Below are 3,890 nucleotides of genomic sequence, written 5' to 3'. Positions count from 1 at the left end.
CGGACTACTCCTGATCTCCGCCCGTACGACAGGGGGCGCGCACCGGCCGGTGCGCGCCCCCTGATCGTTCGCGGCCGGGACGCCCGGCCCACCGCTACCGCCGGTACAGCGGCTCCCCCGGCAGCTCCGCGCCCGCCGGCAGCACCGCGAGGTCCAGCCCCCGGTCCAGCCGCACCCGCAGCACCGGATCGGCGGCCACCGCCCGCCCGACCCGCTGCGCAGCGGCCTGCAGCCCCGGCTGGTCCAGCGCCGGGTCGAACACCACCGCGAGCACCCCGTCCGAGTCCCCGGAAGCCGCCAGCAGACCGGTGACCACCTGCGGCTCGGCCGCCAGCAGCGCCCGGACCGCCTCACGCACCTCCGGGTCCCGCGCCGGCGGCAGGAACGGCCGGTTCTCCGCGAGCGCCCGCAGCCGGGCGCCGGACAACGTGAAGGCCACCGGACCGGCCGGGTCGATCAGCAAGGTGTCGGCGCGCTCCGAGAAGGCCACCATCGCGGCCTGCGGCGCGGCCGTCGGCGCCGGGCGGGCGTCCGCGCGCCAGCGGGCGAGCGACTCCAGCGACGTGAAGGCGGGCAGCGCGCGGCGCCCGTCCGGGGCCTCCAGCACCGGGACGGCCATGTCGCTGGTCTTCTCGTGCTTGTGCCCGTGCTCGTCCACCTCGACCTCGCCGAGGATCGCGACGATCGGGACCATCAGCCGGGTCGGCGTCAGCGCAGCCAGCACCCCGGGCTCCGCCGCACGGTCCTGCGACCAGCGGGCGAGGGCCTCCACGAGCGCCGGGTCGGCGGTGCCGTCGTCGTCGCCGAAGCCGGGGTTCGGGATGTTCTTCCCGACGAACGCCGGGTTGGAGAAGTCTTTGCGGTCCACCCGCCCGACCCTATGCCACCCCGCCCGACGCGCCCGATTTCCCTGCACGCGCCCCCTACCCACCGGTAGCCCGCTGTGGCACCCTGCGCCCATGGTGATCCTCGACGCGCCCGCCCCGGTCTCCGACCGCCTCCGGTACGACCGCGCCACCGCCCACCTGGACGGGCCGGTGGCCGTCGTCGACCTCGCGGCCTTCGACGCCAACGCCGCCGACCTGGTGCGCCGGGCCGGCGGCAAACCGGTCCGGGTCGCCAGCAAGTCGGTGCGCTGCCGGGCACTGCTGGACCGGGTGCTGGCCGTGGACGGCTTCGCCGGGGTGATGAGCTTCACCCTCGACGAGTCGCTCTGGCTCGCCCGCACCGGCGTCCGCGACGTCCTGCTCGCCTACCCCTCCGCCGACCGGGACGGCTTCGCCGCGCTCACCGCCGACCCGGCCGCCGCCCGCGAGGTCACCGTCGTGCTGGACGACCCGGACCAGCTCGACCTGATCGACAAGGCCCGGGCCGGCGACGCCGAGGTGCGGGTCTGCCTGGAACTGGACACCGCGCTGCACCTGCTGGGCGGCAGGGTCCGGGTCGGTGCCCGCCGCTCACCGCTGCGCACCCCCGAGGACCTCGGCGCCTTCGCCGAACTCGTCCAGCGCCGCCGGGGCTTCCGGGTGGTCGGCCTGATGGCGTACGAGGGGCACGTCGCCGGCGTGGGCGACCGGGTGCCCGGGCGGCCGGTGCGCTCGCGGCTGATCCGGCTGATGCAGGCCGCGGCCCGGACCGAACTGGCCGAGCGGCGCGCCGCGGCGGTCCGGCGGCTGCGGCAGGTGGCGGAGCTGGAGTTCGTCAACGGCGGCGGCACCGGCAGCGTGGAGTCCACCGTGGCCGAACGCGCCGTCACCGAGGTGGCGGCCGGCTCCGGGCTGTACCAGCCGCAGCTGTTCGACAACTACCGCTCGTTCCGGGGCCGGCCGGCCGCCCTGTTCGGCCAGCCGGTGGTGCGCCGCCCCGGCGTCGGCGTGGTGACGGTCCTCGGCGGCGGCTACCCGGCCTCCGGCGCGGCCGGCCCGGACCGCTCGCCGGTGCCGTACCTGCCGCAGGGCCTGCGGTACGACCCGATGGAGGGCGCCGGCGAGGTGCAGACCCCGCTGCTCGGCCCCGCCGCGGACGACCTGCTGATCGGCGACCGGGTGTGGTTCCGGCACGCCAAGGCGGGCGAACTGTGCGAGCGCTTCGCGGAACTGCACCTGATCGAGGGCGACCGCGTCGTCCGCACCGTCCCGACGTACCGGGGTGAAGGGAAGACGTTCCTCTGACGGTTCGTCCGCCGCTGCCCTACCGTGGTGTCGACACCGGTGTCGACACCTGGGAGGGGCGCATGGACGGCGAGATCGTGCAGGAGATGGTGAGGTCGGGGGCGACGGCGGTGGCCGGCCTGATGGCCACCGCCGCCTGGAACCAGGCCAGTTCGAGGGTCGTCCGGCTGTTCGGGCGCGGCGAGCGGGACGAGGAGGCGAGCGCGGAGCTGGAGGTGATCCGCGCCGAGGTGCTGGAGGCCGACGGCGACGAGGAGGTCCTCGCCGACCAGGCCGCGGCCCTGCGCAACCGGCTGCGCGCACTGTTCCGGGCGAACCCGCAGGCCGCCGAGGAACTCTTCGACATCCTCGCCGAGTTCGTGCCGGGGCAGTTCAACAAGGAAGCCGGCGGGACGTACATCATCAACACCATCACGGGGAGCTCGACCGTCAAGGGCGATCTGGTGATCCAGGCCGGCATCGTCCACAACGCGCAGCGCTGACCTTTCCCCAGCCTTAACGGGGCCCGATGGAACGGCTAACGACAGCCTTCCGTCGGGCCTTTGCGCTGCTCCGGGGCCTACAGTCCGTCAACAAGTGGTCCACGCGCGGCTATTGCCATCTGGTCCAGACCAATCCTACGCTCTGGCCGGGGGTCGCGCGCCGGGCCGGCGACCCCCGAACGGGCAGGCGTGCCCGTTCCCCCCACACTCGCCCGGAACGACGGTCAAGGAGTACCCACCCCATGTCCATCAAGCGAAGTGCCCTGTCCGTCGGCGTGGTCGGCGCCGCGGTCCTCGCGGTGGCCGCGACCACCGCCGGCACCGCGAGCGCCCACGGCACGATGACCAACCCCGTCAGCCGGATCGCCGCGTGCTACGCGGAGGGTCCCGAGCACCCGGTGTCCCAGGTCTGCAAGGACCTCGTCGCCGCGAGCGGCACCCAGCCGCTGTACGACTGGAACGAGGTCAACATCGCCAACGCCGCCGGGAACAGCCAGACGCTGATCCCGGACGGCAAGCTCTGCTCCGCCAACCGCGACAAGTACGCGGCGCTGGACTGGCCGCGCACCGACTGGCCCGCCACCGCGGTCAAGGCCGGCGCGTTCACCTTCCAGTTCCGCACCACCGCGCCGCACATCGGCACCCAGACCGTCTACATCACCAAGCCGGGCTACGACCCCACCAAGCCGCTGAAGTGGTCGGACCTCGACTCGACCCCGGTGGCCAAGGTGCAGGTCGACCGCACCGCCACCAACGGCTACTACACCTACGCCGGCACCCTGCCGCAGCGCACCGGCCGCCAGGTGCTGTACACGGTCTGGCAGCGCAGCGACAGCCCGGAGGCGTTCTACAGCTGCTCCGACGTCGACTTCGGCTCGGCCGCCGCGGCCGCCCCGGCGCTCGCCGCGCAGGCCCCGGCCGCTCCCAGCGACGCCCAGATCGCCGCCGACGCCCCGAAGTCCACGGTCGCCCACCACGGGCACGGCGGGGACCCGAACGCCCCGGCCGGCCAGATCGTCCCGACCACCTCCGCCGCCGTGGCCGGCACCTCGGCCACCGGTCCGCTGCTGCTCGCCGGTGCCGCCGCGATCGGCGTCGGCTGGGCCGGCATGGTGCTCCGGCGCCGTCGCGTCGAGGCTGTTCGACGCGACTCCTGACGCCGGACGCGGGCGCCGGGCCGGTCACACCCCCGTCCGGCCCGGTTCCCGTGGCTCCACGGGGCGTCCCCGTACGGACG

Annotated in this window: 4 protein-coding genes; 3 read left to right on the top strand and 1 reads right to left on the bottom strand. The window is 74.8% G+C overall.

Annotated features, from left to right (window positions below):
• Nucleotides 1-94: 94 nt before the first annotated feature.
• Nucleotides 95-868 (bottom strand): SseB family protein, encoded by a 774-nt coding sequence (locus ACFV04_RS41350; protein WP_380348009.1) that lies wholly within the window; start codon nucleotides 866-868, stop codon nucleotides 95-97.
• A gap of 91 nt (nucleotides 869-959) precedes the next feature.
• Between ACFV04_RS41350 and ACFV04_RS41345 the strand changes: the two genes are divergently transcribed.
• The 3 genes from ACFV04_RS41345 to ACFV04_RS41335 all read left to right on the top strand — a co-directional run bounded on the left by ACFV04_RS41345 (nucleotide 960) and on the right by ACFV04_RS41335 (nucleotide 3,810).
• Entirely contained in the window at nucleotides 960-2,171 is a 1,212-nt protein-coding gene (locus ACFV04_RS41345) for an alanine racemase (protein WP_380348008.1), read from the top strand.
• 62 nt (nucleotides 2,172-2,233) lie between these two features.
• Nucleotides 2,234-2,653: a hypothetical protein gene (locus ACFV04_RS41340; protein ID WP_380536251.1), complete on the top strand. Its 420-nt coding sequence runs from the start codon at nucleotides 2,234-2,236 to the stop codon at nucleotides 2,651-2,653.
• A gap of 242 nt (nucleotides 2,654-2,895) precedes the next feature.
• Nucleotides 2,896-3,810 carry a lytic polysaccharide monooxygenase gene (locus ACFV04_RS41335; protein ID WP_380536250.1) on the top strand — a complete coding sequence of 305 codons (915 nt, stop codon included), beginning with the start codon at nucleotides 2,896-2,898 and terminating at the stop codon, nucleotides 3,808-3,810.
• Nucleotides 3,811-3,890 lie beyond the last annotated feature (80 nt).

Source organism: Kitasatospora sp. NPDC059599 (genome assembly GCF_042735125.1).
Classification (GTDB): Bacteria; Actinomycetota; Actinomycetes; order Streptomycetales; family Streptomycetaceae; genus Kitasatospora.
The sequence above is the reverse complement of the archived record's forward strand: the minus strand, read 5'-3'. Positions and strand labels throughout refer to the sequence as shown.

Coding starts and splice junctions, on each gene's coding strand:
- ACFV04_RS41345 (WP_380348008.1), top strand. CDS start 960: ATGGTGATCCTCGACGCGCCCGCCCCGGTCTCCGACCGCCTCCGGTAC.
- ACFV04_RS41335 (WP_380536250.1), top strand. CDS start 2,896: ATGTCCATCAAGCGAAGTGCCCTGTCCGTCGGCGTGGTCGGCGCCGCG.
- ACFV04_RS41340 (WP_380536251.1), top strand. CDS start 2,234: ATGGACGGCGAGATCGTGCAGGAGATGGTGAGGTCGGGGGCGACGGCG.